This window comes from Micromonospora alfalfae, assembly GCF_022230925.1.
Lineage (GTDB): Bacteria > Actinomycetota > Actinomycetes > Mycobacteriales > Micromonosporaceae > Micromonospora > Micromonospora alfalfae.
Genome location: NZ_JAKKFH010000009.1, coordinates 58,358 through 83,489, shown reverse-complemented (window position 1 = coordinate 83,489; position 25,132 = coordinate 58,358). Strand labels below are relative to the sequence as shown.

Below are 25,132 nucleotides of genomic sequence, written 5' to 3'. Positions count from 1 at the left end.
GGGACGTTGCGAGCGCGTTGCGCGTCGGCCGGAGAGCTTCCGGACCATCCGGTCCCGTGATTCGGCGTGGACCGACGTGCCGAGGTTGCGCCCTTCGGCGAGGATGGGCACATGTCTTCATTCGGTAAGTGGTGGGGCCGCCTGAGCGCGGTCTTCGGTGCGGTCGTACTGGCGGTCTTCGTGCCCGTCGCGGCCTGGGCGTCCACGGGCACCGGCGAACTCGTGGTGGAGGCCGCCCGGCGGCGAGGCCGCAGCGGCTTCGGGGTGCTCCCGCTGCTCTGCTGCCTGGTGGTCGTCGCGATCGTCGTGTTCCTGGTGCTGCGGCTGATGCGCAACCGGCGAGGTGGCCCGCCGCGCTGACCGGGCCCGAGGCGCCGGCGGGTCACCAGCGGCCGGCTCCGGGCTGGCCGCCGGTGCTCCCAGCCGCGAGGGCCGCGATGGCCTGGGACAGGAAGCGCGCGGTGGCCTCGCGGGTGCCATCGCGCTTGACGCGGATGCGCTCGGCGGCGGTGACCAGCAGGGTGCGTACCTTGGCGTGCCCCTGGGGCGGCGGCGCCGGCGCCGGTCCGAGCAGGTCGGCGATGCTGGCGCCGAACTCGGCCGCACGTCGCTGGGCCGGGTCGGTGATGCTGCCCTCGGTGTAGCGGCGGACCGCGGCGCTGGCGTTCAGTCCACGTTCGTGGCCGAGAACGGCGCCGACCTCACCATTGGTGGTCAAAAAGTTGATCACGTCGGCGACCGCGGCCGGGTGGCGGGTGCCCCGGAACGCCGCCCAGTACATCGACGCTCGCGCCCACTGAGCCCCCGTCGGGCCGGGTAAGCCGACAATGCCCAACTCGGACTCGGTGAGTCGTTGCAGCTCCGGCAGCTGGTGCGACCAGGCGAAGGACGCCGCCGTCACCCCGTTCACCACGAGTTGCCGGGCCGGCTCGCCGCTGTCGGCCTGCTCGACCAGGGCCGCGCTCGGCGTGGCTCGGCCCCGGCGAGCCCGCTGCCACAACTCGAACCAGGCAATCAGCTCGTCGGCGCCGAAGCCGAGCTGGTTGCCCCGGTAGAACTCGCCGCCCTGCGACCGCAACCAGAGCCAGAGCGCCCGGTAGTCGCCCGACCCGTCCATGGTGCCGGCCACCCGGCGGTCGCTGGCCTCGGTGACCTGCGTGGCCCAGGAGATGTAGTCGGCCCAGGTCATCCCGGCGCGGGGCTCCGGCATCTCCAGCTCCCGCAGCAGGTCCCGGTTGAACACCACCACCGCGTGGGTCTGTCCGGCGGCCACCGCCATCGTCCGCCCCTCCACGGTGCCGTAGCGGATCAGACCCTCCGGCAGGCCCCGAAGATCCAGGTGGTGGTCGGTGAGATCGAGGATGACCTGACGTTGGGTGTACTCGGTCAGCATGGCGTCGTCGATCTGGATCAGGTCCGGTACGTTCCCGCCGCCCGCCTGGGTGGCCAGCCGGTCGTAGTAACCTTCGGCGCCCTGCCAGGTGACCCGGAAGGTGACCCGGGGGTTGCGATGCGAGTAGAGCCGCAGCGCCTTCTCGGTGAGCTCGGCCCGCTTGGCGCCACCCCACCAGAAGACCGACAGCTCGACGGGCCCGTCCTGGGTCGAGGTGGCGGCGCCGTCGCTGCACCCCGCCAACCCGCCGGACGCGAGCAGAGGCGCGCCGAGCAACGCGCCGAGCAGTCGGCGTCGGCCCGGGTCCGCGCCGAGGCGGTCGATCGGGGGTCGAACAACGGGCACGGCGCTCTCCTGGACCTACGGCGGTGGCGGTCGGACCATTCACGCAGGCAGCGCACGAAGGTGTCAACGTCCGTCCGGTCACCCTCGGCCGGGTGGTCGAATCAGGCCCTCCCATCTCGCGTGGTGTACTAGGGCGCGTGGAACTTCTGCACTCGGGCAAGGTCCGGGACGTCTACGCCGACGGCGACGACCTGATCCTGGTGGCCTCGGATCGCATCTCGATCTACGACGTGGCGCTGCCGACGCCGATCCCGGACAAGGGTCGCCTGCTCACCGCGCTCTCGCTCTGGTGGTTCGAGCAGCTCGCCGACCTGGTGCCGAACCACGTCATCTCGGCCACCGACGTGCCCGCCGAGTTCGCCGGGCGGGCAATCCGCTGCCAGCGGCTGGACATGGTCCCGGTCGAATGCGTCGCCCGCGGTTACCTGACCGGCGGCGGCCTGCGGGAGTACGAGCAGACCGGCGCGGTCTCCGGCGTGCCGCTGCCCCGCGGGCTCGGTGAGGCGTCGATCCTGCCCGAGCCGATCTTCACGCCGTCGAGCAAGGCGCCGGCCGGCGAGCACGACGAGCCCATCACGTACGACGACGTGGTGGCCAAGGTGGGCCAGGCCACCGCCGAGCGGCTGCGGCAGATCACCCTCGACGTCTACCGGCGCGGTGCCGAGCTGGCCGCCGACCGGGGAATCCTGATCGCCGACACCAAGATCGAGCTGGGTTGGGCGCCGGACGGCACCCTGGTCCTCGCCGACGAGCTGCTCACCTCCGACTCGTCACGGTTCTGGCCCGCCGAGTCGTACCAGCCGGGGCGGGTGCAGTTCTCCTACGACAAGCAGTACGTGCGGGACTGGGCCACCGGCAGCGGATGGAACAAGCAGGAGCCGGCACCGGACGTGCCCGTCGAGGTCGTCGAGGCGACCCGGGCCCGCTACGTCGACGTCTACGAGAAGCTCACCGGCAACCGCTGGAGCTGAGCGGGCCGCCAGCGATCCACCGGGTCAGCACCGCGCTGCGCGCGCCCTTTGCCCTGCTTCAACCGGCGCAACACTCACGGCCCCTTTCCGTTGCGTCCGTTGAAGCAGAGCAAAGGAGGCGCACGTAGGTGCATGGCCGGGACGGGTGGGCGTCCGGCGCCGGGCCGGCGTCACTCCACCCAGTCGAGGGTGCGCTGCACCGCCTTGCGCCACTGGCGCAGCTCCTGATCGCGTAGCTCCGGTGCCATCGTCGACTCCCACTGCGCGTCGGAGCGCCACTGCGCGCGCAGGGTGGCCAGGTCCGGCCAGAAGCCGACCGCCAGACCGGCCGCGTACGCCGCGCCCAGGCAGGTGGTCTCGGTGATCCGGGAGCGGACCACCGGCACGTCGAGCACGTCGGCGAGAAACTGCATGAGCAGGCCGTTGGCGGTCATCCCGCCGTCCACCCGGAGACGGCGCAGCGCCACGTCCGAGTCCGCGTCCATCGCGTCGACCACCTCGCGGGTCTGCCACGCCGACGCCTCCAGCACCGCCCGCGCCAGGTGCCCCTTGGTGATGTAGCCGGTCAACCCGGCGATCACCCCGCGGGCGTCACTGCGCCAGTGCGGGGCGAACAGCCCCGAGAACGCCGGCACCACGTAGCAGCCGCCGTTGTCGTCGACGGTTCGGGCCAACTCCTCCACCTCGGCGGCCGTGGAGATCAACCCGAGGTTGTCGCGCAACCACTGCACCAGCGAGCCGGTGACCGCGATGGCGCCTTCGAGGGCGTACGCCGGTGGTTGGTCCTTGATCCGGTAGGCGACAGTGGTGAGCAGCCCGTGCGTCGACGGGACAGCTGTGGCGCCGGTGTTGAGCAGCAGGAAGCTGCCGGTGCCGTAGGTGCACTTCGCCTCACCCGGCTGGAAGCAGGTCTGCCCGAACAGGGCGGCCTGCTGGTCGCCGAGCGCACTCGCCACCGGCACTCCGGCGAGCACCCCGCCGGCCGTGCCGTACACCTCGGCGGAGCAGCGGATCTCCGGCAGCATGGCCGCCGGGACACCCATCGCGTCCAGCAGCTCCGGGGCCCAGTTCAGGCTCGTGAGGTCCATCAGCATGGTCCGGCTGGCGTTCGTCACATCGGTGACGTGCTCGCCGGTCAGCTTCCAGATCAGCCAGCTGTCCATGGTGCCGAAGAGCACCTCGCCGCGCTCGGCGCGCTCGCGCAGGCCGTCGACCTCGTCGAGCAGCCAGCGCAGCTTCGGCCCGGCGAAGTAGGTGGCCAACGGCAGGCCCGTGCGGGCCCGGAACCGCTCCTCGCCGTACGCCGACGCGAGCTCGCGCAGCAGCGGCCCGGTCCGGGTGTCCTGCCAGACGATGGCGTTGGCCACCGGGCGACCGGTGGCCCGGTCCCAGACGACAGTGGTCTCCCGTTGGTTGGTGATGCCGACGGCGGCCAGCCCGGACGCATCGGTGCCGGCGGCCCGCAGCGCCTCGGCGACCACCTGCTCGACGTTGTCCCAGATCTCCTCGGCGTCGTGCTCCACCCACCCCGGTCGGGGGAAGATCTGCCGGTGCTCACGCTGGGCCACGGCGACGATGTCTCCGGCGGAGTCGAAGACGATGCACCGCGAGGAGGTGGTGCCCTGATCGATGGCGGCGACGTACTGGGGGGTCACCGCAGCACCGTACCCGGGCGGCGGTGCGGCGCGACAGGCGTTCACTGCGGGTTCCGGCCCGCCGCCGTCGGCGGCCGTCGACTTCCCCTACGATGTGCGAACGTGCGCGACATCGCAGTTTTCAGTGGAACCGCCCATCCCGACCTGGCTGCCGAGATCTGCGCCCACCTGGGGGTGCCGCTGCACCCGGTGCGGGTCTCCCGGTTCGCGAACGACTGCCTGGAAGTCCAGTTGCAGGCCAACTGCCGGGAGCGGGACGTCTTCCTGATCCAGCCGTTGGTGCCGCCGGTGCAGGAGCACCTGGTCGAGCTGCTACTGATGATCGACGCCGCCCGGGGCGCCTCCGCCGGCCGGATCACTGTGGTGCTGCCGCACTACGCGTACGCCAGGTCGGACAAGAAGGACGCGCCACGGATCTCGATCGGCGCTCGGCTCGTCGCTGACCTGCTCACCTCGGCCGGGGCAGACCGGGTGCTCGCGATGACCCTGCACTCGCCGCAGGTGCACGGCTTCTTCAGCGTCCCGGTGGATCACCTGCACGCGCTGCGGGAGCTGGCCACCCACTTCCGGCGCTACGACCTCAGCAACACTGTGGTGGTCTCGCCCGACCTGGGCAACGCCAAGGAGGCCGCGGCCTTCGCCCGGCTGCTCGGCACGCCGGTGGCGGCCGGGGCGAAGCAGCGGTTCAGCGACGACCTGGTCAAGATCAGCGCAGTGATCGGCGACGTGACCGACCGGGATGTCATAGTGCTGGACGACGAGATCGCCAAGGGCAGCACCGTGGTCGAGCTGATGGAGCATCTGCGCGGCCTGAAGGTCCGGTCGATCCGGCTCGCCTGCACGCACGGCCTCTTCTCCGGCGACGCGTTGCAGCGGCTCAGCGACCAGGACGGCGTCCTGGAGATCGTCTGCACCAACACGGTGCCCATCCCGGCCGCCAAGCGGGTCCCCAAGTTGCAGGTCCTGTCGGTGGCCCCCGCCCTGGCCGAGGCGACGCGCCGAATCCACAACGGAGAATCCGTCTCCGCCCTCTTCGCCTGACCCGCCCTACCCTCGCCCTCGCCCTCGCCCTCGCTCCGCCCCGCCCCGCCCCCGCGCGATCTTGCAGTTCGTGTCGCCGGTATGAGTGGTTCTGAACGATTCGTCGGGACAGTAAGTGCAAGATCGCGCAGAAAGGGCGGGGTGGGGCGGCGCGAGGGGGGTTAGCGGGGGGTGTGGTTGCGGGTCGTCAGGCCGGTGGAGATGCGGACTGTGGTGCCGGCGGTGCCGGTTGCGACCTCCATCGCGTCGGTCAGCTCGCGGGCCAGCCAGAGACCCCAGCCGCCGGCGGTGTCCGGGGCGGGCCGACTGCGGTCGCGCAGCCGTTGCGGGGTGATCCCGTGCCCGTGATCGGCGACCTCGCAGACCAGCGCACCCGACTCGCGCCAGAGCCGCAGCCAGCCGCGCCCACCGCCGTGTCGCACCGCGTTGGTGATCAATTCGTTGATCGCGAGCACGAAGTCGTCAAGCCGTTGGCCGCTGAGACCCGAGGCATGCGCGCAGGAGGTGACCGAGTGTCGAATCTCGGTCACCTGGGCCTGGTCAAAGGCTTCGGCGATCAGGAGGGCAGGTTCGATGGGCACAACCGTACGCGGTGCGTGCGGGTCTGCGTTCGTCATGGGCCCGTCCCGGCGGCGCATCTCGGAGTATTTCGCGGCTTTTCCACCGTACGTCAGGGTTTCCCGAACCGCACTCGCTGCTCGCCGTGCGTCGGCCCGGTTGTGGCATCCTGACCGCCATGCCGTCGCCACCGGGTGGGTTCGAGGTGCCGCTGTGGCGTGCGCTCACCGTGTTCAGGCTGGCCTCCCTGGCGTACGTCTGCGCGCTCGCGGTGCGCGACGCCGACCGGTACGCCCACCCGTACGCCGTCGGCGCCCTGATCGTTCTGATGATCGCCTGGACCGGCGCGACAGCGATCGCGTACGCCCGACCGGCCTGGCGGCGCTGGCCGCTGCTGCTGGCCGACCTCGGGGTGGTGGTGGCCATCGTGCTGGCCACCCCGTGGGTGGTCGGCCGGACGGCGCTCACCCACGGCGTACCCACCCTGGGTGTGGCCTGGATGGCCGGCCCGGTGCTGGCCTGGGCCGTCTCCGGTGGCCGGCGGCGGGGCACTGTCGCCGCGTTGCTGGTCGCCGGCGCGGACCTGGCCACCCGGGAGCGGATCGGCCAGTCCTCGTTCACCGGGGTGATCCTGATGCTGCTCGCCGGAGTGGTGGTCGGGCACGTGGCCCGGCTCGCGGTGAGCGCCGAGGAGCGGTTGCAACGCGCTGTGGAGCTGGAGGCCGCCACCCGGGAGCGGGAGCGGCTGGCCCGGGACATTCACGACTCGGTGCTCCAGGTGCTGGCGCTTGTGCAGCGGCGCGGCGCCGACCTGCCCGGGGAGGCCGGCGAGCTGGCCCGGCTGGCCGGCGAGCAGGAGGTTGCCCTGCGGGCGCTGATCGCCGGCGCCGGCCCGGCCGCCGCGAGCCTCCCGGACGGCGGCGAGGCGGTGGACCTGCGGACCCTGCTCGGCCGGTACGCCTCGGCGGCGGTGGCGCTCTCCGCCCCGGCCACCCCGGTGCCGCTGCCCCGACGGGTGGCCGGAGAGTTGGCCGCCGCGACCGGCGCGGCCCTCGACAACGTGGGGCGGCACGCCGGCGGGCGGGCCTGGGTGCTGATCGAGGATGAGGGGGCGACGGTGACCGTGTCGATCCGCGACGAGGGGCCGGGCATCCCGGCCGGACGGCTGGACGAGGCGGCCGCCCAGGGTCGGCTCGGCGTGACCCAGTCGATCCGGGGCCGGGTGGCCGACGTGGGCGGCACGGTTCGGATCGTGTCCGCCCCCGAGGCGGGCACCGAGATCGAGCTGAGCGTGCCGAGGTGACAGCGGTGGAGCCGATCCGGGTGATGGTGGTGGACGACCATCCGATGTGGCGGGAGGGCGTGGCCCGCGACCTGACCGAGGCCGGTTTCCTGGTGGTGGCGACCAGCGGCGAGGGACGACAGGCCATCCGGGTGGCCGCGGCCGCCCGGCCCGATGTCGTCGTCCTCGATCTGCAACTACCCGACATCTCCGGCGTCGAGGTGATCCTGGGGTTGCGCGCGGCTCTGCCCGCCGTACGGGTGCTGATGCTCAGCGCCAGCGGCGAACAGCAGAGCGTGCTGGACGCGGTCAAGGCCGGGGCCACCGGTTACCTGGTGAAGTCGACAGCGCCCGCCGAGTTCCTGGCCGCGGTGCACCGCACCGCGGCCGGCGACGCGGTCTTCACCCCAGGCCTGGCCGGGCTGGTGCTCGGCGAGTATCGCCGGCTGGCCGCCGGACCGGGGAGGGGGCCTGGCCCGGCCGACGCTGCCGAACCCGCGACGCCCCAGCTCACCGAACGGGAGACGGAGGTGCTGCGGCTGGTGGCGAAGGGGATGTCGTACAAGCAGATCGCCCAGCGGCTCGGCCTGTCGCACCGCACCGTGCAGAACCACGTGCAGAACACCCTGGGCAAGCTGCAACTGCACAACCGGGTCGAACTGACCCGGTACGCCATCGAACGCGGTCTGGACGACTGAGCGGGCGTCAGACCGAGCGCGGCGGCTCCGTCTCGTGGATGGCCAGCTCCTCGGCTGTCGCTCCGCCCCCGGCCGATCCGGCGTCGTACGCCACCGAGTCGGTCTCCTGGTCGGTGTGCGACCCCTCGTCCGGTTCCACCAGCCGGCCCACTGTGGCGTCGGCCACTGTGCCGAGCTGACCGTGGTCGTAGAGGGAGACCGGTGAGTTCGGGTCCGAGGTCGGCCCGGGATCCATCACGTCGGCGTCCAGTTGGGCCTCCGCCGCGGCTTCCAGGTTGTCCGCCTCGAAGGCGATCTTCGGGTCGATGGTGCCGGCCAGCGGGTCGTCCGCCGGGCGCTCGTAGACCTCGCGGTCGAGCTTGTAGTCCAACGACTCACCGTCGAGCTGCTCCTCGGCGGTCGTTCCGAACCGGTCCACCGCCACCGGCGTCCGATCGCCGGGCAGTTGGGCCGGGTCCGGGCCGTCCGCCTCGCGCCCGGTGAGGACGTCGTCGTTGGCGGTCGAGTCGTCATCGGCGGTGTCGGGCAGCCCTTGCGCCTCGGTGTCGGACACGGGGGTCGGGTACTCGTTGTCGCGCATGTCTGATCACTACCCGCTGCCCTGCCGCCGTAACCGGGCGGCCTCCGGCGGTACGCCGCCGAACCGGTCGCCGACGGCGAAAGCCCCGTCAGGCGGCCTCGTCGTCGGGGTGCAGCACACACCAGACGACCTTGCCGTCCGGTACGGCGCTGCTGCCCCAGCGACGGGTCACCGTGTCGATCAGCAGCAGGCCCCGGCCGCCGGCACGGTTCGGCGGGGAGATCCCGGCGAAGGTCGGATGACGCGGGGAGTGGTCGTGAACCGCCAGGTGCAGGGTGGTGTCCTGCGGCGCCAGCCGGACCGTCATCGGGGTCCGGGCGTGGGCCACCACGTTGTTGACCATCTCGGTGATCGCGATGCACGCCGAGTCGGTGAGCGTCGACATCCCCCAGCGCTCGCAACCGGTGGTGACCAGCTCGCGCGCCTGCCGGGCGGCTCCCACCGCCGGAGCCAGTTCGGCGGTGAGCACCGCCGCCAGTGGTGTCGCCGCCACAGCGGCCAGCGCCCCGTCGAGCGTCGGCCAGGCCGGCACCCCGGCGAGCGCGGCGTCCGGATGGGCGGGGCCGTCGACCGCCGGGTCACACATCAGCAGGTCCGCTGCGGGCCAGTCGGCGACCTCCCGGCGTACGTCGGCGAAGACGCCGCGCCCGACCGGGTCGACGACCCGCAGGCCGGTCACGTCGACCACCACCGGGCCGGGCCGGGCCAGCAGGCGGGCGAGCAGCGCGCCGCGTACCGCCTCGGCACCAGCGGCATCGAGCACACCGGTCAGCCGAACCACCGCTGACGACTCGTCGATTTCCACGAGACAGCTCGACATGATCGCCCCATTGTGCGCGCCGGTGACGGTCAGCGCATTCGGGCGCTCGACATCGGCCATCAGCGATCCGACCGGGAGCGGCGGTTGATGGCCGCCAGGGTGCCGACGGCGGTGCCGGCGGCGGCCAGACCGAACGCTGCGGTCATCCGCACCAACTGTCGCCGCCGACCGTGCCAACCACCGTCCTGGCGCGCCTGAGCATCGCTGTGGAACACGTTGCCGCTGCTGTCCACCCGAGCACCCGGACCGAACTGGGTGCGGTGGGCGTACCAACCGAGGGTGCGCTCCACCAGTGCCGGCGCCAACCGCCACTGCAGGCCGATCAGCCGGGCCGCGCCGCCGGCGTACGCCTCGCGGCGGGGCCTGCGCAGCAGCCGGACGATGGTCTCGGCGACCACCTCCGGCGGGTAGATCGGAGGGGGCGGCACGAGTTCCCGGCCGCTGTGGTTGCCGGTGTGCCGGAAGAACGGGGTGTCGATGGTGGCCGGCAGCACGGTGCAGACGGAGATGTGACCGCGACCGGTGACCCGCAGCTCCTGTCGGACGGTGTCGGCCAGCCCGCGGATGCCGTGCTTGGTCGCGTTGTACGCCGACTGGTACGGCATTGCCACCTCGGCCAGCACCGAGGCGTTGTTGACAAGCACCCCGCCACCGGCGGCACCAAGGTAGGGCAGGGCCGCCTTGATGCCGTGCACCGCCCCGAGCAGGTTGACCTCCAGCACCCGGCGGAACTCGGCGACCGGGATCTCGTCGAACAGCCCCACGGCGCTCACCGCGGCGTTGTTCACCCAGGCGTCGATCCGGCCGAACTCGGCCGCCGCCTGATCGGCCAGCCGCCGCACCGACTCCAACTCGGTGACGTCGGTCGGTACGACAAGCGCCCGGCCGCCCAACTCCCGGCAGCGCTGCGCGACCTGCAGCAGGGCGGGCTCGCTGCGGGCGGCCAGCACGACGGCGGCTCCCCGGCGGGCCAGTGCGTACGCGGTCGCCGTGCCGATCCCGCTGGACGCGCCGGTGATCACCACGGTCGAATCGTCGAGACTGCGGGTCAGCGGCATTCCTGAGCGGTACCCCCGGCCGGGCCTGGTCACACCGACGACGGCTTGTCGATCATCGTCGAACCGCAGTGTGTGCGCCGCGTGTGCTTGCCGTGGCGCAAGTGTCGGTGGCACTCGCGCGGAGTCTTCCTGATCTGCCAGGTTTCGGCTCAGCGTCGCGGGGTTAATGGGACGCTCTGACCGGGAGGACCACCGCCGAGGAAAGATCGCAGGGAGGTGACCCATGCGCGTCGGCCTCGTCTGCGCGCACGCCAGTTCCTACCGCCACGCCGACGGGCCGCCGGTCGGCACCCGCCAGCACACCGCGCGGGTCGCCGCCGAGCTGGCCGAGCGAGGCCATGACGTCCGGCTCTACGTGCGCCGGGACGACCCGACGCTGCCGGCGACGATGAACGTCGACGGCTACCAGGTGCACCAGGTGCCCGCCGGCCCGCCCAACCCACTACCCACCGTCGAGCTGATCCCGTACGTGACGGAGGTCGGCCGCTGGCTGGCCGACGAGTGGTCGGGTGCCTGGCGGCCCGAGGTGGTGCACGGGCACTACTGGGTCGGTGGCCTGGCCGCCGCGCACGCCGTTCGGGAGACCGACATTCCGGTGGTGCAGACGTTCCACTCGCTCGGCATCGAGCAACTGCGTCACCTGGGTGGCCACTACGACGGGCCGGGCCAGCGGATCACGCTGGAGCGCGCATTGACCCGGGCGGTCGACATCGCCGTGGCCCAGTCCAACGACGAGGTCGACGAGCTGACCCGGATGGGTCTGCAACGCAGCTCGGTCGCGTTGGTGCCGGCCGGCGTCGACATCGACCTGTTCCACCCCGACGGCGAGGCGGCACCCCGCGAACAGCGGCCCCGCATCCTCTCGGTGGGTTCGCTGGCCGCCGGGCACGGCCAGGAGGACCTGATCCGGGCGATGCGGCTGGTCGGTGACGCCGAGCTGGTGATCGCCGGTGGGCCACCGGCCGATCAGTTGGCCAACCACACCGAGGCGCGACGGCTGCGCGAGCTGGCCGAACAGCTCGGCGTCGTCGACCAGGTACGGCTCGTCGGAGCGGTGCCGCACGACCAGATGGCCACCTGGTACCGCTCGGCGGACGTGGTCGCCTGCACTCCGCACTACTCCTCGGCCGGGCGGGTCTCGCTGGAGGCGATGGCCTGCGGGGTGCCGGTGATCGGCTACGCGATGGGCGGCCTGGCGGACGCCGTCGTCGACGAGGTCACCGGCCGCCTGGTGCCCCCCGGTGACGTACGGGCACTCGGAGTGTCGATGCGCCGGCTGCTCGCCGACAACGCCGGCCGCTTCGCGTACGGGCACGCCGCCGTGGACCGGGTGCGCAGCAGTTACACCTGGGAGCGGACCGCCGGTGCGTTGGAGCGCCTCTACGAACGGGTGGTGAGCCGCCGCAAGCCGGTCGAGGCCTGAGTCGGCGGTACTGCGACACCTCTGGCGGTGGTGCGGTGCCGGGTGGTCAGCCCGGCCGACCGGCACCGACCATGGCGGGGTCCCGACGGCGTGCCACCGAACGGTGTTGCTGCGGTTCGGCGTACCGGGTCAGGCCGATCACCGCGGCCAGGGTCACCAGGAAGCCGACAGCGGCCAGCCACTCCCGCCCCGGCCAGATCTTGTCGTTGAGCAGCAGCAGGCCGACGATCGCGGCCGGCACCGCGCCGGCGGCGTCCATCGCGGCCACCGCGGCGGTCGTCGAGCCACGCTGCATGGCCAGACCGAGCAGCAGCTGACCCACTATCGAGTGGGCGATCAACAGGTAGAACAGCGGGTCGCCGAGGAACGCCTCAGCGGACGGCGCGGACGCCAGTGGCCGGGCGGCGACCGCGGCCGAGCTGAACGCCAGCCCGGCCAGTGAGCCGAGGGCCACTGAACCCGGCGCCCCGTGCAGCCGGACGGCGAAGAAACCGAGCACCGCTATGACGCCCAGCGCGATCAGCAGGGCGATCGAGCCGGCGGTGCCGAGCTGCTTCGACGGCGCCGGCCGGGCGGACAGCACCAGCGCGGTGATCCCCGCGAAGAGCAGCGCCAGCAGCACCACCTCAGCCGCCGGCAGCCGCCACTTCAGCACCAGCACCCCGAGGATGGCGGTCACCCCGAGCCCGGCGGCCACGCTGGCCTGCACGAGGAACAGCGGCAGGTCCCGTCGGGCCAGGAAGGCGAGCACGAAACCGCCGATCTGACAGCCGAGACCGACCAGATACGTCCGGTGCCCGGCGAGGCGCAGCAGCAGGCCCGGATCGAAGGTGTGGTGGACAGTGGTGCGGGCCGCCGCCACCGACTGGAGCAGGTTGGCGAAGCCGTACGCGACGATCATCGCCGCGAGGAAGCACCAACCGGAGGAGACCACCTGGCGAGGATAGAGGTTGCCGGGGGTCAGCGCTCGGCTGGTCGATTGAGGCGGGCGAGGATGTCGGCGTGCAGCACACCGTTGGTGGCCACCACGCTGCTGTCGGTGCCCGGAGCGCCCGCGGGGGCCGGTTGTCCGGCCAGATCCGTGACCGTGCCACCCGCCTCCGTGATGATCGGCACCAGCGCCGCCACGTCCCACACTGACAACTCCGGCTCGACCATCACGTCCAGTGCCCCCTCGGCCAACAGCATGTAGCCGTAGAAGTCGCCGTACGCCCGGTTGCGCCAGCTGTCCCGGATCAGGTCGAGCACCGCGTCGAGCCGCCCGGCTTCCTCCCACCCGTTCAGGGACGAGTAGCAGAAGCTGGCATCCGCGACCCCACGCACCGCTGACACGCCGATCCGCTCGCCGGCCGCGGGGCCCGGCCCGGCGTACGCGCCTGCGCCCGCGCTGGCCCACCAGCGTCGTCCGAGCGCTGGTGCGGACACCACGCCGACCGCAGGCCGGTCGCCGTCGTAGAGCGCGATCAGGGTGGCCCAGATCGGCACGCCACGGACGAAGTTCTTGGTGCCGTCGATCGGATCGATGATCCACCGGCGGCCGTTCGGGTGGACCGGCGACTGCGCGCCGTACTCCTCACCGAGCAGCCCGTCCGCCGGTCGGTGCTCGGCCAGCAGGGCGCGGATCTCCCGCTCCACAGCGGTGTCCGCGTCGGAGACCGGGGTCAGGTCGGGCTTCGCCTCGACGCGCAGGTCGAGTGCGCGGAACCGGGCCGTGGCGATGGCGTCGGCCCGGTCGGCGAGCAGGTGGGCGAGGGAGAGGTCGTCGGCGTACCCGGTCATGCCGGCAACCTAGCCCACGCCCGTCGGGTCACTCGTCCGGGCCGCGCCGGTCACCCTCGCCCGGGCCGCGCTGGTCGCTGTCGCCGCGCGAGTCACCCTCGCCGGCCCGGGAGGCGAGCAACCGACGGTACGAGGCCAGCCGGCGCGGGTCGGCCTTACCGGCGGCCACCCAGGCGTCCAGCCCACACTCGGCCTCGTCGGCCGTGTGGGGGCAGTTCGGTGGGCAGTCGACGGTGCCCTCGACCAGGTCCGGAAAGCCGTGCAGCAGGCTGTCGGCCGAGACGTGCGCCAACCCGAAGCTGCGGATCCCGGGGGTGTCGATGATCCAGCCCGGGTCGGTGTCGATCCCCGGCACCGGTGGCAGCCGCAGCGCCACCGCGCTGGTCGAGGTGTGCCGGCCCCGGCCGATCGCGCTGACCACGCCGACAGCGCGCAGCGCGTCCGGAACGAGGCGGTTGACGAGCGTCGACTTGCCCACCCCGGAGTGCCCGACCAGCACCGACACCTTGCCGCTCAGCAGCGCACGGAGCGCGTCGAGGTCGGAGTCGGGGCGGTTGAGCACGTAGGGCAGCTCCAGCTCGGTGTAGTAGCCGAGCACCTCCTCCGGCCCGGCCAGATCGGCCTTCGTGAGGCAGAGCAGCGGCTCGACGTCCGCGTCGTACGCGGCCACCAGGCAGCGGTCGATGAACCCGGTGCGCGGCGGTGGATCGGCCAACGCGCTCACGATCACCAACTGGTCCGCGTTGGCCACCACGACCCGTTCCAGCCGACCCTCGGCGGTGGTCTCGTCGTCGTCGGCTGTGCGGCGCAGCACCGAGCGGCGTTCCGCGATCCGGACGATGCGGGCAAGAGCGCCCTCCGCGCCGGACGTGTCACCGACCAGGCTGACCCGGTCACCGACCACCACCGACTTGCGACCCAACTCGCGGGCCCGCATCGCGGTGACAGTGGGCAGCTCGGCGCCGACCACGCCGCGTTCGGCCCCGGAGAGCACACAGGTGTAGCGCCCCCTGTCGACGGCGATGACGAACCCGTCGACAGCGTCGGCGTGCTGCGGGCGGGTGCGCGTACGCGGGCGCGACGACTTTCCGGGCCGGACCCGCACGTCGTCCTCGTCGTACTCCCGCCGTTTGGTCGCCAGGACCTGTCCTCTTCTCGTCAGCTCCAGTGAGCGTCCAGAAACCCCGCAGCGGCTACGGGTTTCCGGACGCTCACTTGCCCGTCACCATCGCTGACCATAGTGCCGGGAACTCGGGCATGGTCTTGGAGGTACACCCCACGTCGTCCACCTCGATGCCCGGGACGGCGAGCCCGGCCACCGCGGCGGCGTGCGCCATCCGGTGGTCGTGGTAGGTGCGGAAGGTCCCGCCGCGCAGTGGGCGGGGTCGGATCTCCAGCCCGTCCGGCGCTTCGGTGATGTCCGCCCCGAGGGCGGTGAACTCGCGCGTGAGCGCGGCGAGCCGGTCGGTCTCGTGGCCACGGATGTGCCCGACGCCGGTGAACACCGACGGCGAGTCGGCCAGCATGGCCAGCGCGGTCAGCGCCGGGGTCAGCTCGCTGACGTCGGAGAGGTCGGCGGTCAGGCCGTGCACCACGCCGGTGCCCCGCACCGTCAGCCCGGCGGTGGAGAGGGTGACCTCGCCGCCCATCCGCTGTAGCAACGAGCGGAGTTGCTCGACCGGTTGGGCGCTGCTGTGCGGCCAGTCCTGCAAGGTCACCTCACCGCCGGTGACCAGGGCGGCGGCGAAGAACGGCACCGCGCCGGACAGGTCCGGCTCGATCTCCCAGCCGCGCCCGGTGAGCGGGCCGGGCTCGACGGTCCACACGTCGGGGGTGCTGTCGTCGACGGCCGCGCCAGCGGCCCGCAGCATCCGCACTGTCATCCGCAGGTGCGGCGCGGAGGGGACCGGGGGGCCGACGTGCCGCACCACGACGCCCCTGTCGAAGCGCGGGGCGGCCAGCAACAACGCGGAGACGAACTGGCTGGACACGGACGCGTCGAGCACCACCTCGCCGCCGGTGACCCCACCGGTGCCGAACACTGTCAGCGGCAGGCTGCCGGTGCCGGTGACGTCGATCCGGACGCCCAGCGAGCGCAGCGCGCCGACCAGCGGGCCGAGTGGGCGGGTGCGCACGTACGGGTCGCCGTCGAAGGTGACCTGCCCGTCGGCCAGGCCAGCCACCGGCGGCACGAACCGCATCACGGTGCCGGCCAGCCCGACGTCGACGTGGGCGGGGCCGGCCAGCGGGTGCGGTCGGACCAGCCAGCGCTCGTCGTCGCTGATCGAGACGTGCGCGCCCATCGCCCGCAGGCCGGCGGCCATCAACTCGGTGTCGCGGGCGCGCAGTGGCCGGGCCAGCGTCGACGGGCCGGCGGCCAGCGCGCTGAGCACCAGGGCCCGGGCGGTCATCGATTTGGAACCGGGCAGGCGCAGCGTCGCCGCCACCGGGTCGGATGCGGTCGGTGCGGTCCACGGCTGCGGCGGCCGGGTCGCGGTCAGGTTGCCCACCGTTACATTCTGCCGTGTCGGCGGGCGGGCGGCGTTGCCCGGCGTTCGAACTCCCGGTTGGCGGGACAGCCGACGGCCCTCCGACGCGTTAGCGTGTGCCCCATGTGCGGGAGGTACGCGACGACCCGGAGGTCCGGCGAGTTGAGCGCGCTGTTCGAGTCGTCAGACGACTCCGACGGCCTGGTCCGGGCGGACCACAACGTCGCGCCGACCGACAGGGTGCCGCTGGTCCGGGTCAGCCCGGAGGGGCACCGCAGCCTCTGTGTCGGTCGCTGGGGTCTGCTGCCGCACTGGTCCCGGTCCGCCTCCGGCGCCGCCCGGATGATCAACGCGCGGGCGGAGACGGTGGCCACCAGCCGGGCGTACGCCGGTTCCTTCTCCCGTCGGCGTTGTCTGGTCCCGGCCGACGGCTGGTACGAGTGGGTGCGGCTGCCCGACGGCGGGCGACAGGCGTACTTCATGACTCCCCGGGACGGCTCGGTGCTCGCGCTGGCCGGCATCTGGTCGGTCTGGGAGTCCGACGCCGAGACCCGGCTCACCTTCAGCGTGCTGACCACCGCGGCGCTCGGCGACCTGGCCGAGGTGCACGACCGGATGCCGGTGCTGCTGCCACCCGAGCGGTGGTCGTCGTGGCTCGCGCCGACCGACGAGCCGGGGCGGCTGCTCACTCCGGCGTCGGCGGAGCAGTTGGCGGGGTTGGAGATCCGCCCGGTGGGTGCGGCGGTGGGAGACGTTCGTAACGACGGGCCACAGCTGACCGCGCGGGTGGCGGTGACGCCGCCGGTGTCACAGCAGGAGCTGACCCTGTTCTGACGCCGCGGTGCATCGTCGGCCACCGATTTGCCAGGGTTCAGCGCGATTCGTCTCCTGGCTGTTCAGTCATGTTCCCGGCAGACCCTTGTCCCGGTGTTGCGAAGTGCGATAGAACACAGCGCCGGTAGTGGCTGTCGGTCCGCACGGGGCGGACGACGTCCACAGATTTTGCCGGTCCCACGGGGGAGGTGGGTGGATGACACGGGCACGTATGCCGCGTCCGCACGAGGTGGCAGCGGCGCGGCGAGATCCGCGACTGCTGCGGGCGGTGCGAGAACGGCGACAGGACGACGCATGGCGCACCAGAGGAACCTGCCAGAGCGTCGATCCGGAGACATTCTTTCCGGCACCGAACGAGCCGGCGGACGCCGCCGTCGCGCTGTGTCGCAGTTGTGACGTGCAGGGGTCCTGCCTGGCCTGGGCCCTCGACGTCGGTGACTGCCACGGCGTGTGGGGCGGCACCACGCCGCGGGAACGCCGGGCGATGCTGGTCGCCTGGCGTGGCGAGGTCGAACCCGATCCGGACGCCATCGACGACGCCGGCCCGCCGGTGCGCGATCGCCTGCTGGTCCTGGTCCCGCTGAGCTGATCGGCGGCCCGGTTCGCACCCGACGCCCGTCCGGCGGCGCAGAATAGGCCGGTGCCAGCCAGCAACGAGATCGACACCCCGCGCGGTCCGGCGTGGATCGACACCGACCTGCCGGTTCGCCCGGCCACCGCCCTGCTCGTTCTCGGGCACGGCGCGGGTGGCAGCGTCGACGCGCCCGACCTGCTCGCGGTCCGGGACGCGTCGGTGGCGGCCGGGCTGGCGGTGGTCCGGGTGACGCAGCCCTACCGGGTCGCCGGTCGGCGTGCGCCGGCACCGGCAGGTCACCTCGACGAGGCCTGGACAGCGGTGCTCGCCGAGCTGCGCGACCGGCACGCCGACGTGCCGACGGTGGTGGTCGGTGGGCGTTCGAGCGGCGCACGGGTGGCCTGCCGGACGGCCCGTGCGGTGGGCGCGGTGGGCGTGGTCGCGTTGGCCTTCCCACTGCACCCGCCCGGCCGGCCGGAACGCTCGCGCGCCGCCGAACTGGGCACCGGCCTGCCGACGTTGGTGGTCAACGGCGATCGGGATCCGTTCGGGACGCCGGAGCCGGGACCGGCCGTGCAGGTGGTGAGCCGTCCCGGTGAGACGCACGACCTGCGCCGCGATCCGGCCGGCACCGCCACCGCCGTGCGCGACTGGCTGTCCGCCCAGGGCTGGGCGGCCAGCTGATCCGTCGCGGCCGGCTCGCCGGGGCGACCGTTTCCGGCGCGGGCACGGGTCGTTGCATCCGTTGGTGCCGCAGGCCCGAGCAGGGCCGGTGACACCAGTCCTCCCAGGCCCTTCCTGGTCCCAGCGCCGGCCGCCGTCGGGGCCGGGACCAGGAACGGGGAGGGTCGGCCGGAATGCCCCAGTGGTCATCTCGCGTTACTACCCCCGGACGACTTTTCTGCGAGGGGGGTGACCGGTGCCAACCGAGACACGAAGCCTGGAACGGGACGAGCGGGACGCCCGGCAGCTGAAGCGGCTGCTGGATGGCCCGGAGTGGCCCGCGACGGCGGGACCGGGCGGGGTGGGTGCGGTGAGCACGGGCACACCGGCCGGAAGTGAATCTGCGGGCAGGTCCGTGCGCGTATCCTCGGCGGGAAAGCATCCGACGCGAGGGGATGTGCGGTTGACCACCGAGAAGACGGACGAGCGCAGGGCCCGATTCGAGCGGGACGCGATGCCATTCGTCGATCAGCTCTACGCTGCTGGGCTGCGGATGACACGCAACCCGGCGGATGCCGAGGATCTGGTCCAGGAGACGTACCTGAAGGCCTACGCGGCCTTCCACCAGTTTGAGCAGGGCACGAACCTCAAGGCCTGGCTCTACCGGATCCTGACCAACACCTACATCAACTCCTACCGTAAGCGGCAGCGCCAGCCGATTCAGGCGCCCACCGAGGAGATCACCGACTGGCAGCTCGCCGAGGCCGAGTCGCACACCTCCAGCGGGTTGCGCTCGGCCGAGACGGAGGCACTGGACCGGCTGCCGGACAGTGACGTCAAGGAGGCCCTCCAGCAGTTGCCGGAGGAGTTCCGCCTGGCCGTCTACCTCACCGATGTCGAGGGCTTCTCCTACAAGGAGGTCGCGGACATCATGGGCACGCCGATCGGCACCGTGATGTCGCGTCTGCACCGGGGCCGTCGTAATCTGCGCAAGCTGCTCGAGCGTTACGCGGGCGAGCGGGGCTTCAGTGCGGCCCGCTCGGCGAAGGGCTCGACCGCCGCTGCCGGCCGGGAGGTGTGACGTGAGCTGTGGGGAGCCGCACGAGACGGACTGCCGCGAAGTGCTCGCGGAGGTGTATCTCTACCTGGATCTGGAGTGCGCCGACGAGCGTCGCTCGCTGATCCGGCACCACCTGGACGAGTGCGGGCCCTGCCTGCGCGAGTACGGGCTGGAGCAGGAGGTGCGGGCGCTGGTGGCGCGTTGCTGTGGCAACGAGACCGCGCCGGATGAGCTGCGTGAGCGGCTGCGGGTCAAGCTCACCGAGTTGGTGGTCTTCGAGACCAGCGACTCCCGTGAGCTGGCCGACTGAGCGTCTGAGCTGGCCGACTGAGCGTCGGCACCAGCTGGCAAGACCGGTGGCCCGGGTCGATGTCGACCCGGGCCACCGGTGTACCCGGCCTCGGCCGGCTGAGCGGCGACGGGCAGTCGGCCCGTCGACCCGTTCAGGAGTTGGGACGCTTGCCGTGGTTCGCGGCGTTCTTCTTACGAGCCTTCTTCTTCCGGGACTTCTTCGCCATGCTGACCTCCTCGTGATGGGTCGGATCCGTCCTGCGCACGACCTCGGCGCGGATGCGGCCACCGGCGGTCCGGCGTCGGGTCCGACCCGCTGATGGTAGTGCTGTCGACACCCGCCGCCTTCCCCAGGGCGGGCCTGTCATCCCGGCTGCGCCGCTGCCCGCCCATCGCCGGTCGACGCATGATTGGATACATCGGCAGGCACGTCGCGAAGAGGGAGGGCCTGGACATGGCCGAGGAGATCCGCGCCGAGATGGTGGCCAACGTCTGGAAGGTCGTTGCCACGGCGGGTGACACGGTGACCGAGGGCGACACCCTGGTGATCCTCGAGTCGATGAAGATGGAGATCCCGGTCGTCGCCGAGTCCGATGGTGTGCTCCAGCAGCTCGTCGTCAACGAGGGCGACGTCGTGCAGGACGGTGACCTGATCGCCGTGATCGCTTGACCGGGTTGCGGGTCCGTCCGGCCGAGTCGGTCGACTTCCCGGCGGTGGCCCGGCTGACCGTGGCCGCGTACGAGGCGGACGGCCAGCTCAAGGGCGAACACGGGTACGGCGAGGTACTGGCCGACGTGTCGACCCGAGCCGCCAGCGGCGAGGTGCTGGTCGCTGTCGACGAGGTGACCGGGGCGGTGCTCGGCTCGGTCACGTTCGTGCTGCCGGGCACCCCGTTCGCCGAGCTGGCCGGGCCGGGCGAGGCGGAGTTCCGGATGCTCGCTGTCGACCCGGGCGCTCAGGGGCGGGGTGTTGGTGCCGCGCTGGTCGAGGCGTGTCTCGACCGGGCGACCGGGTCGGGTTGCACGGCGGTGATGATCTGCGTCCGGGCTGGGATGGCCGATGCGGCGCACCGGCTCTACTCGCGGCGTGGTTTCGTCCGTTCGCCGGAGAAGGACTGGTCACCGGCGCCGGGTGTTGACCTGCTCGGCCTGCGGTTGGAGCTGACGCGCGGCTGAGGCCGGCGACCGACGAGCCTGGGCCGGCGCGATCATGCCCGGTCAGGCGTCGGGCTGCGTGCCGATGGCGGCCAGCAGTTCGTCGGCCACCTCCAGGGCGAGCTTGCGGCGTTCGTCGTCGCTGATGTGCGGCGCGCGGACCGCGAACCAGCTGGTGTGCACCGCGAACAGCGACAGCGCGGCGCGTAGCTGGGCGGCGGGGGAGTCGTCTCCCCGGCAGAGCGCCTCGGCCAGCTCCATCATCCGACCGCGCATCTTCTGCCCGGAGGAGAGGCTCTTGAGCGCTGTCTGGTTCTGCTCGAAGAAACGCATCACCGACGGCTGGGTGCCGTCGAACATCGTGTCGGCGTACCGGGAGATCAGCTCGCGTCGGGTGGCCAGGGTGGCGGGTTGGGTGGCGGCCCAGGCGGTCAGCGCGTCCATCCGCTCCAGCCGGTCCTCGACGAAGCTGGCGACGATGTCGTCCTTGCTCTTGAAGTGGTAGTAGAGCGCGGCCTTTGTGACGTTGAGGCGCTCGGCGATTTCCCGGAGCGAGGTCTTCTCGTACCCCTGCTCGGTGAAGAGTTCGAGCGCGACGGCCTTGATCCGTTCCCGCGTTCCGCCGCCTGTGCTCTCGCTCACGCACACCCTCCAAATGGCTTGACCGTTGCTTGTACCCAACTTACCGTGCGGCTAGTAAGGTGACTAGCCGGGCGGCAAGTAAGTACGGCAATCTTCGGGGGGAGCTTACCCATGACTCAGGCAACCCAGGCCGGCACGAGACCCAACAACATCCGGGTCGTGCTGTTCGGGCTGATGATCGCGATGATGCTCGCGATGCTCGACAATATGATCGTCAGCACCGCGTTACCGCGGATCGTTGGCGAGTTCGGCGGGCTCAACCACTTCACCTGGGTGGTTACCGCGTACGTCCTGGGCACCACCGTCTCCACCCCGATCTGGGGCAAGCTCGGTGACCTCTACGGCCGCAAGTCGGTCTTCCTGACCTCGGTCGTCGTCTTCCTGGTCGGTTCCGCCCTCTGTGGCATGGCCGGCTCCGGGATGCTCGGCGGCCCAGAGGACGGCATGGTCCAGCTCATCGCCTTCCGGGCCGTGCAGGGCCTCGGCGCCGGCGGCCTCATGGTCGGCGTGATGGCGATCATCGGTGACCTGGTCCCGCCCCGCGAGCGCGGGCGCTACCAGGGCATGATCGCCGGCATCATGGCCATTGCCATGGTCGCCGGTCCGCTGGCCGGCGGATTCATCACCGACCACCTCTCCTGGCGCTGGGCGTTCTACGTGAACCTGCCGCTGGGCGGAATCGCGTTGCTCGTCCTGATCACCACCATGCACCTGCCGAAGTACCGCACCGAGCACCGGATCGACTGGCTCGGCGCCGGGCTGCTCTCGGTCGGCATCACCGCGATCGTGCTCATCACCACCTGGGGTGGCAACGAGTACGACTGGACCTCGCCGCAGATCCTCGGCCTGGCCGTGCTGGCCGTCGTCGCGTTGGTGGCGTTCGGCCTGGTGGAACGCCGGGTCCAGGAGCCGATCCTGCCGCTGGCCCTCTTCGCCAACCGCAACTTCGCGCTGATCTCGGTGATCGGCTTCCTGCTCGGCTTCGCGATGTTCGGCGCGATGAACTTCCTGCCGCTCTACCAGCAGACAGTGCAGGGGGCGTCGGCCACCAACAGCGGTCTGCTGCTGCTGCCCCTGATGTTCGGCATGCTTGTCGTCTCGCTGGTCATCGGCCGGGCGATCACCCGCAACGGCAGATACCGGGCGTACCCCATCATCGGTGGCGTGGTGATGACAGCGGGCATGGCGCTGCTGTCCATGCTCGACACGGACACCAGCAAGCTGATGTCCTCGATCTACATGATCGTGCTCGGCGTCGGCATGGGCTTCCTCATGCAGACGTCGATGCTGATCGCGCAGAACAGCGTGGAGCAGAAGGACCTCGGCGCGGCCAGCGGCGCGGCCACCTTCTTCCGGTCGATCGGCGGATCGTTCGGCATCTCGCTGTTCGGAGCGATCTTCGCCAACCGGCTGGCCAGCTCCGAGGGTGGTCGGGCCTTCGGTGGCGGCGAGGCCGGCGCCGGGATGGACCTGGAGAAGCTCAAGGAACTGCCCGCTCAGGCGCGCGAGGCGGTGCTCGGCGGTCTCTCCGACGCCATCTCGCACGTCTTCCTCTGGGCGGTGCTGTTCACCATCGTGATCCCGGTGCTCGCCTGGTTCATCAAGGAGATCCCGCTGCGCACCGCGAACGAGGCGCCGCCGCAGGCCACCCCGGAGGAGGACGCCGAGGTCGCCCTCGGCAAGGCCCCCGTCGCCTGACCCAACCCCAACCCCCAACCCCCGCGATCTTGCACTTTGGGCGCGTGCATAAACCCTGTTTCCGACAAAACGGCGACAGTAAGTGCAAGATCGCGGGGGTGGCGGGGTTCGCGGATTCGCGGGGGAGTTAGCGGCGGCTCAGGCGTTGCCAGAGGCGGCGCAGGGGGTTGCGGGGGCGGGGAAGCCTGGGGGAGTGGGCGGCCAGCAGTTCGGTGGCCAGTGCCGCCGTCGCCGGATCCAACTGCGGGGCGGCGAGTGCCAGGTGAGCCAGCGAGGCGGCGATCGGGACCGGTCGGCTCCGCGCCACGGCAGCCGCGTCGGCCAACCGCTCCGCCACCACCCGGGCCACATCCGACCGCACCGAGGGGTCCACCCAGGCGGCGGTGACCAGGGCGAACAGCGCCGCCTCGGTGACCCAGTCCTCGACGCCCCAGATCAGGTCGAGCAGCACCCGGCGCCGGGTGCTGCCCTCCCACGGCTCGTCGGTGCGGTGGTGCAGCAGACCCAGACAGGCCCACACCTGCACTCCACGGACCCAGACCGACGGGTCGTGGGCCGCCAGCAGCCGACCCACCGCGTTGGCCGGCGCCGCCGGTGGATGCACCAGCAGGCCGAGCAGGTCGCCCAGGTCGAGGCCGGCCAGACCGACCGCCGCGTCGTACGCCGCCGGTGGGTGTGCCCACGCCGGGTGGGCGATCTGCCCGATCCGTTCGACAGCCGTCGCCGAGGGCGCCGCCAGCGCGGGCGTCGGGACCGTGTCCGCGTAGTGCCACAACCGCTGAGCGGACTCCCGCCGGGGCTCGCGCGGGTCGGGCTCCGGCGTGCCGACGACCTCGATCCGTAGCCCGGGGGCGGTGGAGATGGCCGTCCCGACCGCGCTCGGCGGGGCGGCGGCCGGTAGGCGTACGGCACCGCCGAGACCATTGTCGTCATCGGCCACCGCCTGGCGCATCGCGTCGACCAGGGGCCCACCGGCCGGGGTGAGTTGGCCGAGCCAGGGTCGACCTCGGCAGCACTGGGCCAGGTCGCCGTGCTCGTGGCTGTCGTCCGGGTGATCCCGCACGAAGTCGGCGAGCGCGACAAGGTGGGCGAGGTCACCGTCGCGCAGGTGCCGCAGGCGGTGGGCGGTGTGCACCGCGCAGTCGAACGACGGATCGCGCGCCAGCGCCCGCTCGGTCCACTCCAACGCCTCGTCCAGCCGGCCGATCTCGGCCAGGGTGCCGGCGATGTCCGCGTAGATCGCCAGGTCGTCGGGGTCCAGCTCGACGGCCCGACCGAGGGCCGCGAGGCCGTCGCGGGTCCGGCCCGAGCTGCGGTACGCGTACCCGAGCCACACCTCGCCCATCTTCGAGGGCTGTGCGCGTACCCCTCGGGTGGCCCAGCGGACCGCCAGCTCGACCTCGCCGAGGCGCCGGGCCAGCGCGGACGCCGCGCCCAGCAGCAGGCCGTGTTCGGGGTGCACGGTGGCCGCGTTGCGGGCGAGCGTGAGGTACGGGGTCAGCGGGGCCCGTCCGATCCGCGGCACCGGGTCGGGCAGTGCGGCGCAGACCTGCATGAGGACGCGGGCGATGTGCTCCGGTTCCAGTCGTTCGGCCAGCTCGGGCGCGGTGACCCAGGGCACGCCGGCCCACTCGGTGCCGGGCGCGTACGACGTCGCGGCGGCCAGCAGCTCCAGCCCTTCGGCGGGGCGTCCGGCGGTGGCGAGGAGGTGGGCGCGGGCGACGACAGCACCGACGAAGGTGTGGTGGTTGATCGGGAAGAGGTCGAGGCCGCCGCCGCTCGTCGCGGCGAGCCGGGCCAGCGTCTCGTGCACCTCCGGCAGGGTGGGGGCCTGCGCCAACGCGCCGGCGAGGTGGCCGGCGGCGTGGTGCAGGTCGCCCTCGTCGAGTGCCAGCCGGGCCAGCGCCAGCTCTCCCGTCGCGGAGAGCGCGGGATCGTCCGTTCCCTCGGGCACGTCGTCCTCTCGTGGCAGTTAGACCGGGTGCAACGGGTAAAGCTTAGTTGATATTGAGATCAACTGGTGATCATCTGCGCAGTCCTGCTCGTTCAATTGCTGACATACGCTCAAAAGTGCAAGACTGAGCAAGAATCGCGCGGCAACCGCGCAGGGGAGGGGTTTCCGT

Annotated in this window: 27 protein-coding genes; 14 read left to right on the top strand and 13 right to left on the bottom strand. The window is 71.9% G+C overall.

All coding sequences use genetic code 11. The annotated features are described in order from the left end of the window. Positions 1-111: 111 nt before the first annotated feature. Positions 112-360: a hypothetical protein gene (locus tag MED01_RS09845; RefSeq protein WP_030336617.1), complete on the top strand. Its 249-nt coding sequence runs from the start codon at positions 112-114 to the stop codon at positions 358-360. Between the two features lie 22 nt (positions 361-382). On the opposite strand, the gene MED01_RS09840 is transcribed toward MED01_RS09845, so the two are convergent. Beyond that, positions 383-1,738: an ABC transporter substrate-binding protein gene (locus tag MED01_RS09840; RefSeq protein ID WP_238668207.1), complete on the bottom strand. Its 1,356-nt coding sequence runs from the start codon at positions 1,736-1,738 to the stop codon at positions 383-385. Between the two features lie 137 nt (positions 1,739-1,875). Here MED01_RS09840 and MED01_RS09835 point away from each other — a divergent pair, with 137 nt between their 5' ends. Continuing rightward, a complete protein-coding gene (locus MED01_RS09835) occupies positions 1,876-2,709 on the top strand; it encodes a phosphoribosylaminoimidazolesuccinocarboxamide synthase (protein ID WP_238668206.1) in 834 nt (277 codons plus the stop codon). Between the two features lie 170 nt (positions 2,710-2,879). Here MED01_RS09835 and glpK read toward each other — a convergent pair whose 3' ends face one another. Continuing rightward, positions 2,880-4,364 (bottom strand): glycerol kinase GlpK, encoded by a 1,485-nt coding sequence (gene glpK / locus MED01_RS09830; RefSeq protein WP_238668205.1) that lies wholly within the window; start codon positions 4,362-4,364, stop codon positions 2,880-2,882. Positions 4,365-4,466: 102 nt separating this feature from the next. On the opposite strand from glpK, the gene MED01_RS09825 reads away from it, so the two are divergent. Further along, positions 4,467-5,405: a ribose-phosphate diphosphokinase gene (locus MED01_RS09825; protein WP_091406120.1), complete on the top strand. Its 939-nt coding sequence runs from the start codon at positions 4,467-4,469 to the stop codon at positions 5,403-5,405. A 161-nt stretch (positions 5,406-5,566) separates the two neighbouring features. Here MED01_RS09825 and MED01_RS09820 read toward each other — a convergent pair whose 3' ends face one another. Continuing rightward, positions 5,567-6,022: an ATP-binding protein gene (locus MED01_RS09820; protein WP_238668204.1), complete on the bottom strand. Its 456-nt coding sequence runs from the start codon at positions 6,020-6,022 to the stop codon at positions 5,567-5,569. Positions 6,023-6,141: 119 nt separating this feature from the next. Between MED01_RS09820 and macS the strand changes: the two genes are divergently transcribed. Together macS and MED01_RS09810 are read left to right on the top strand one after the other, a co-directional pair. Further along, complete coding sequence (gene macS, locus MED01_RS09815; protein ID WP_238668203.1) at positions 6,142-7,266, top strand: MacS family sensor histidine kinase; 1,125 nt, start codon at positions 6,142-6,144, stop codon at positions 7,264-7,266. A 23-nt stretch (positions 7,267-7,289) separates the two neighbouring features. Further along, a complete protein-coding gene (locus MED01_RS09810; protein ID WP_238668350.1) occupies positions 7,290-7,943 on the top strand; it encodes a response regulator in 654 nt (217 codons plus the stop codon). 7 nt (positions 7,944-7,950) lie between these two features. Here the strand turns inward: MED01_RS09810 and MED01_RS09805 are convergent, their stop codons facing one another. The 3 genes from MED01_RS09805 to MED01_RS09795 form a co-directional block, all read right to left on the bottom strand. Continuing rightward, positions 7,951-8,523, bottom strand: coding sequence for a DUF5709 domain-containing protein (locus tag MED01_RS09805; RefSeq protein ID WP_112583682.1), 573 nt, complete (start codon positions 8,521-8,523; stop codon positions 7,951-7,953). Positions 8,524-8,611: 88 nt separating this feature from the next. Continuing rightward, positions 8,612-9,403, bottom strand: a complete 792-nt coding sequence (locus tag MED01_RS09800) for an ATP-binding protein (RefSeq protein ID WP_238668202.1) — start codon at positions 9,401-9,403, stop codon at positions 8,612-8,614. Then, positions 9,403-10,401 carry an SDR family oxidoreductase gene (locus tag MED01_RS09795; RefSeq protein WP_238668201.1) on the bottom strand — a complete coding sequence of 333 codons (999 nt, stop codon included), beginning with the start codon at positions 10,399-10,401 and terminating at the stop codon, positions 9,403-9,405. The genes MED01_RS09800 and MED01_RS09795 overlap by 1 nt, the downstream gene beginning before the upstream one ends. 223 nt (positions 10,402-10,624) lie before the next feature. On the opposite strand from MED01_RS09795, the gene MED01_RS09790 reads away from it, so the two are divergent. Further along, a complete protein-coding gene (locus MED01_RS09790) occupies positions 10,625-11,824 on the top strand; it encodes a glycosyltransferase (protein ID WP_238668200.1) in 1,200 nt (399 codons plus the stop codon). Between the two features lie 46 nt (positions 11,825-11,870). Here MED01_RS09790 and MED01_RS09785 read toward each other — a convergent pair whose 3' ends face one another. The 4 genes from MED01_RS09785 to aroA form a co-directional block, all read right to left on the bottom strand. Then, positions 11,871-12,725, bottom strand: coding sequence for a hypothetical protein (locus tag MED01_RS09785; RefSeq protein WP_238668349.1), 855 nt, complete (start codon positions 12,723-12,725; stop codon positions 11,871-11,873). A gap of 59 nt (positions 12,726-12,784) precedes the next feature. After that, positions 12,785-13,603, bottom strand: a complete 819-nt coding sequence (hisN, locus tag MED01_RS09780; RefSeq protein WP_238668199.1) for a histidinol-phosphatase — start codon at positions 13,601-13,603, stop codon at positions 12,785-12,787. Positions 13,604-13,631: 28 nt separating this feature from the next. Beyond that, the gene (gene rsgA, locus MED01_RS09775; protein ID WP_091406102.1) at positions 13,632-14,708 is read right to left on the bottom strand and encodes a ribosome small subunit-dependent GTPase A; all 1,077 of its coding nucleotides are present in this window, start codon (positions 14,706-14,708) and stop codon (positions 13,632-13,634) included. A gap of 106 nt (positions 14,709-14,814) precedes the next feature. Beyond that, positions 14,815-16,113 (bottom strand): 3-phosphoshikimate 1-carboxyvinyltransferase, encoded by a 1,299-nt coding sequence (gene aroA / locus MED01_RS09770; RefSeq protein ID WP_238668198.1) that lies wholly within the window; start codon positions 16,111-16,113, stop codon positions 14,815-14,817. 102 nt (positions 16,114-16,215) lie between these two features. On the opposite strand from aroA, the gene MED01_RS09765 reads away from it, so the two are divergent. The 5 genes from MED01_RS09765 (at position 16,216) to rsrA (ending at position 19,533) form a co-directional block, all read left to right on the top strand. Further along, positions 16,216-16,926, top strand: coding sequence for an SOS response-associated peptidase (locus MED01_RS09765; RefSeq protein ID WP_238668197.1), 711 nt, complete (start codon positions 16,216-16,218; stop codon positions 16,924-16,926). Between the two features lie 196 nt (positions 16,927-17,122). Then, positions 17,123-17,515, top strand: a complete 393-nt coding sequence (locus tag MED01_RS09760; protein ID WP_238668196.1) for a WhiB family transcriptional regulator — start codon at positions 17,123-17,125, stop codon at positions 17,513-17,515. A gap of 51 nt (positions 17,516-17,566) precedes the next feature. Continuing rightward, complete coding sequence (locus MED01_RS09755; protein WP_238668195.1) at positions 17,567-18,184, top strand: alpha/beta hydrolase family protein; 618 nt, start codon at positions 17,567-17,569, stop codon at positions 18,182-18,184. Between the two features lie 235 nt (positions 18,185-18,419). Then, a complete protein-coding gene (locus tag MED01_RS09750; RefSeq protein ID WP_112583674.1) occupies positions 18,420-19,244 on the top strand; it encodes a sigma-70 family RNA polymerase sigma factor in 825 nt (274 codons plus the stop codon). A 1-nt stretch (position 19,245) separates the two neighbouring features. Further along, the gene (gene rsrA, locus MED01_RS09745) at positions 19,246-19,533 is read left to right on the top strand and encodes a mycothiol system anti-sigma-R factor (RefSeq protein ID WP_030336658.1); all 288 of its coding nucleotides are present in this window, start codon (positions 19,246-19,248) and stop codon (positions 19,531-19,533) included. Positions 19,534-19,666: 133 nt separating this feature from the next. On the opposite strand, the gene MED01_RS36325 is transcribed toward rsrA, so the two are convergent. After that, positions 19,667-19,741: a 50S ribosomal protein bL37 gene (locus MED01_RS36325; RefSeq protein ID WP_372433306.1), complete on the bottom strand. Its 75-nt coding sequence runs from the start codon at positions 19,739-19,741 to the stop codon at positions 19,667-19,669. A 221-nt stretch (positions 19,742-19,962) separates the two neighbouring features. On the opposite strand from MED01_RS36325, the gene MED01_RS09735 reads away from it, so the two are divergent. Further along, entirely contained in the window at positions 19,963-20,184 is a 222-nt protein-coding gene (locus tag MED01_RS09735; RefSeq protein ID WP_181518367.1) for a biotin/lipoyl-binding carrier protein, read from the top strand. Next, positions 20,181-20,690 carry a GNAT family N-acetyltransferase gene (locus MED01_RS09730; RefSeq protein WP_238668193.1) on the top strand — a complete coding sequence of 170 codons (510 nt, stop codon included), beginning with the start codon at positions 20,181-20,183 and terminating at the stop codon, positions 20,688-20,690. Before MED01_RS09735 ends, MED01_RS09730 begins: the two co-directional genes overlap by 4 nt. A gap of 42 nt (positions 20,691-20,732) precedes the next feature. Here the strand turns inward: MED01_RS09730 and MED01_RS09725 are convergent, their stop codons facing one another. After that, a complete protein-coding gene (locus MED01_RS09725; RefSeq protein WP_238668192.1) occupies positions 20,733-21,317 on the bottom strand; it encodes a TetR/AcrR family transcriptional regulator in 585 nt (194 codons plus the stop codon). A gap of 105 nt (positions 21,318-21,422) precedes the next feature. Between MED01_RS09725 and MED01_RS09720 the strand changes: the two genes are divergently transcribed. Next, complete coding sequence (locus MED01_RS09720; RefSeq protein ID WP_238668191.1) at positions 21,423-23,009, top strand: MDR family MFS transporter; 1,587 nt, start codon at positions 21,423-21,425, stop codon at positions 23,007-23,009. A gap of 127 nt (positions 23,010-23,136) precedes the next feature. Here MED01_RS09720 and MED01_RS09715 read toward each other — a convergent pair whose 3' ends face one another. Continuing rightward, positions 23,137-24,963: a tetratricopeptide repeat protein gene (locus MED01_RS09715; protein WP_238668190.1), complete on the bottom strand. Its 1,827-nt coding sequence runs from the start codon at positions 24,961-24,963 to the stop codon at positions 23,137-23,139. Positions 24,964-25,132: the final 169 nt, after the last annotated feature.

Excerpts from the sequence above, each read along its gene's own strand:
- MED01_RS09785 (WP_238668349.1), bottom strand. The coding sequence starts at position 12,725 with ATGATCGTCGCGTACGGCTTCGCCAACCTGCTCCAGTCGGTGGCGGCG.
- hisN (WP_238668199.1), bottom strand. The coding sequence starts at position 13,603 with ATGACCGGGTACGCCGACGACCTCTCCCTCGCCCACCTGCTCGCCGAC.
- MED01_RS09845 (WP_030336617.1), top strand. The coding sequence starts at position 112 with ATGTCTTCATTCGGTAAGTGGTGGGGCCGCCTGAGCGCGGTCTTCGGT.
- MED01_RS09720 (WP_238668191.1), top strand. The coding sequence starts at position 21,423 with ATGACTCAGGCAACCCAGGCCGGCACGAGACCCAACAACATCCGGGTC.
- MED01_RS09765 (WP_238668197.1), top strand. The coding sequence starts at position 16,216 with ATGTGCGGGAGGTACGCGACGACCCGGAGGTCCGGCGAGTTGAGCGCG.
- MED01_RS09790 (WP_238668200.1), top strand. The coding sequence starts at position 10,625 with ATGCGCGTCGGCCTCGTCTGCGCGCACGCCAGTTCCTACCGCCACGCC.
- MED01_RS09800 (WP_238668202.1), bottom strand. The coding sequence starts at position 9,403 with ATGGCCGATGTCGAGCGCCCGAATGCGCTGACCGTCACCGGCGCGCAC.
- MED01_RS09820 (WP_238668204.1), bottom strand. The coding sequence starts at position 6,022 with ATGACGAACGCAGACCCGCACGCACCGCGTACGGTTGTGCCCATCGAA.
- macS (WP_238668203.1), top strand. The coding sequence starts at position 6,142 with ATGCCGTCGCCACCGGGTGGGTTCGAGGTGCCGCTGTGGCGTGCGCTC.
- MED01_RS09795 (WP_238668201.1), bottom strand. The coding sequence starts at position 10,401 with ATGCCGCTGACCCGCAGTCTCGACGATTCGACCGTGGTGATCACCGGC.
- MED01_RS09805 (WP_112583682.1), bottom strand. The coding sequence starts at position 8,523 with ATGCGCGACAACGAGTACCCGACCCCCGTGTCCGACACCGAGGCGCAA.
- MED01_RS09810 (WP_238668350.1), top strand. The coding sequence starts at position 7,290 with ATGGTGGTGGACGACCATCCGATGTGGCGGGAGGGCGTGGCCCGCGAC.
- MED01_RS09760 (WP_238668196.1), top strand. The coding sequence starts at position 17,123 with ATGACACGGGCACGTATGCCGCGTCCGCACGAGGTGGCAGCGGCGCGG.